General features: G+C 33.7%; 4 protein-coding genes. 2 read left to right on the forward strand and 2 right to left on the reverse strand.

The window, feature by feature from the left end:
* Positions 1-6: 6 nt before the first annotated feature.
* Together AFK68_RS03530 and AFK68_RS03535 are read right to left on the reverse strand one after the other, a co-directional pair.
* Positions 7-432 (reverse strand): hypothetical protein, encoded by a 426-nt coding sequence (locus AFK68_RS03530; RefSeq protein WP_143437482.1) that lies wholly within the window; start codon positions 430-432, stop codon positions 7-9.
* A 6-nt stretch (positions 433-438) separates the two neighbouring features.
* The gene (locus AFK68_RS03535; RefSeq protein WP_094671620.1) at positions 439-843 is read right to left on the reverse strand and encodes an NIL domain-containing protein; all 405 of its coding nucleotides are present in this window, start codon (positions 841-843) and stop codon (positions 439-441) included.
* 325 nt (positions 844-1,168) lie between these two features.
* Here AFK68_RS03535 and AFK68_RS03540 point away from each other — a divergent pair, with 325 nt between their 5' ends.
* Complete coding sequence (locus AFK68_RS03540) at positions 1,169-1,750, forward strand: thioredoxin family protein (protein ID WP_094671621.1); 582 nt, start codon at positions 1,169-1,171, stop codon at positions 1,748-1,750.
* A gap of 423 nt (positions 1,751-2,173) precedes the next feature.
* A complete protein-coding gene (locus AFK68_RS03545) occupies positions 2,174-2,848 on the forward strand; it encodes a hypothetical protein (protein WP_094671622.1) in 675 nt (224 codons plus the stop codon).
* The last annotated feature ends 61 nt before the right edge of the window (positions 2,849-2,909 follow it).

Below are 2,909 nucleotides of genomic sequence, written 5' to 3' on the forward strand. Positions count from 1 at the left end.
GAATTACTATGTATAGTTTTTGAGGAATATGTAAAGTATAGTTCCCAGACCAAGACCCCCCTCTGAAATAATTAGTAAAATTCCAAAAGATTGCCATTTTTTTAAACCATAAACTTGAGTCTCTAATTTGGCTAATATTCCTGCAGATACTAATACTAAACCATGGATAAAAATGTTTATCCATCTAATGAATACCACAAATAAAAAAGCAGTAACAACTGAAGAAAGAAAAGTATAAAGTTCAGATTGAAACCAGGGATCTATTGCTTTTAAATCAAGTAAACGAAAGGTTAAAATTGCATCTAATAAAAAAATACCAGCTATAACAACTAGATATAAAAACAGAGAAACTTGAGCATTCGCTAGACTCCAGCCCAAAATACTATAACTCATTAAAAGTAGACTGAAAGAAAGTAAAGGTATTGGTTTCACATTATTTTATAAGTTAGTAGAAATTGCTTTAACTGGACAGGTAGGAATACATTGTTCACATACAATGCAACGGGATCTGACAAAATTTAGACGAAAGGTATCAGGTTGTAAACTGAGAGCTTCTGTAGGACATACACCAGTACATAAACCACAGTCTACGCAGCTATTTTCATTGATTAAAATTTCTCTGCTAGTTAGACATACATCTATATTTTGCAGTCTCATCCACTCTAGTGCAGCTTCTAACTCATCAATATCTCCTGATAATTCCAGCACTAATTTACCTACTTGATTTGGTGCTACTTGAGCGCGAATAATATTAGCAGCAACATTAAAATCTTTTGCTAATCTATAGGTAATGGGCATATGAATTGACCGTTGTGGAAATGTTAATGTTACTCGTTTTTTCACAGGTTAATCCTCTATTTATAAATTAGAAAATTTATTTTTTTATTATCTGATTATTTAGTTACAGCAGTTTTTATTATATTAGAACACAGTAGGGACGTTCAATCGAACGTCCCTACAAAAGTTGTATTTTTACTGTGTGGTTGATATACCTGAAATTTGAGCGACTAAAACTCGCTGACAACCATAGATTTTTCTACCTGGAAATTCCTATTAATTATACCATATAACAAGATGACTTTGTTCATCTAGCCTCAAGGGCTACTTGATTTTGATGCCTTCTCTCAAAGAGACTCAATAATTGTAATCATTATTTAATTTTCTGACAATGAATGTAAACCCATCTAACTCTACAAATAGTTCCTCTTTGGCGATGCGCCTGAGAAATTTCATTATTGTTTTAGTAGCGATCGCTTTATCAGTAACAATTTTTATCGGATTACGAACTGAGACGGCCTCCGTTTCCCTAAATGAAATGGCTGAAACTGCAACACCTCTAGATGTAGCTTTCAGTAATGATAAGCCCACTTTAGTTGAATTTTATGCTAATTGGTGTACCGTTTGTCAAGCCATGGCTCCTGAGTTGCATGAAATTAGACAAAAGTATGGTGAAAATACCAACTTTGTGATGTTGAATGTGGACAATAGTAAGTGGTTACCAGAATTGGTTAAATACCGGGTAGATGGTATTCCCCACTTTGTGTTTTTAGATCGAGAGGGAACTGAAGTTGGCCAGACTATTGGAGAGATACCAAAGTCTCTCATGGCAGCAAATATAGAAGCTTTAGTTGCCGGAAGTTCATTACCATATAATGGTACAGTTGGTCAAGATTCTGAATTTGCTGCTCCAGTAGCACCGATTAAAGCAAGTCAAGCCGATCCTAGAGTTCATGGTAGTCAAGTACAATAGTCAAATGGCCAAGAGACAAGAGGCACAAACGGAGATTGCCCTAAAAGTTGAGGATTCCTTTCAATAATTAACAATTAATAATTAATAATTACCTCTCCTTAAAATGGATAAGATTGACCAAAATGATTTTTTTCTTTTTTCTCCTTTTAAGGAGAGACTTTAGACCTTAATTATTCGGTAAAAGCGGGAAAAGGTGACGATTAGGATGTTTATTCTTTTTCTGCTTTATCCCTTCTGTTTTTCCTCTCGCCCATAGCTATTTGCTGAAGAATGAACCCTACGGAATGAGAATTTTATTCTCTACACAAGTTGAATTTCCTAAGCTCCCTATCATGGGAGTTCTTAAAAAAAATTCTGGGCTTTATTTAATTCTCATTCCTAACCTTAATAGGAAGGCTTTAAATCTAATTTTTCGGTAAAAGAATGAACTCTAAACAATTACAACGGTTATTAATCTTTTATTCTGCGGTAGGAATATTTACTATCAGTATATTGGTAGCAATAATAAGTATATTCCCCCTTTATGAAAAACTCAGAAGGAATGAAGAAAGTAACTTACAGTCAGCTTTACGAACTCGAAGATTAGCAGTGGAAGAATTTCTTTCTAGGGCTAGGGGTATTACTTCACAAATTGCTAGTCGTACCTACGCAAGACGAGAATTAGAAATTTATAACCGCAACAATAATAAATCTGATTTTGATATTTCTATAATAGCAGGCGATCTAGAAGATGCCCTTATCCAGAGTGAAGATGTAGTTGGAATTAGTCGCTTTGGTATAGACAACCAATTAGTGGTTGAACTTGGTTTACCTATCCCTAAAACACTTTGGAAATTGCTAATCCAAAAATCTAAAATTAGTAATCCAATTCGCATCAAAAATGAATTTCATCTGGTTATTAGTCAACCAATTATTAATTCAAAAAAACAGCAAGTAGGTACAGATTTGGTTTTGTTTAAAATCCAGGGTTTAGAAAAAATTATCAGAGATAATAGAGGTCTTGGTAAAACTGGAGAAGTCTTTTTAGGAACCTTAGAAGAACAAAAGATAAAATTTTTCGGACTTTTTTTTTTTGAGACAACAACAGTCAAAAATTAGGTACTTTTTCAGGACTTAAAAAGGCTAAAACCAATACCAGTTAATGCTTTGATATTTATTC

The organism is Hydrocoleum sp. CS-953 (genome assembly GCF_002260545.1).
Classification (GTDB): Bacteria; Cyanobacteriota; Cyanobacteriia; order Cyanobacteriales; family Microcoleaceae; genus Trichodesmium.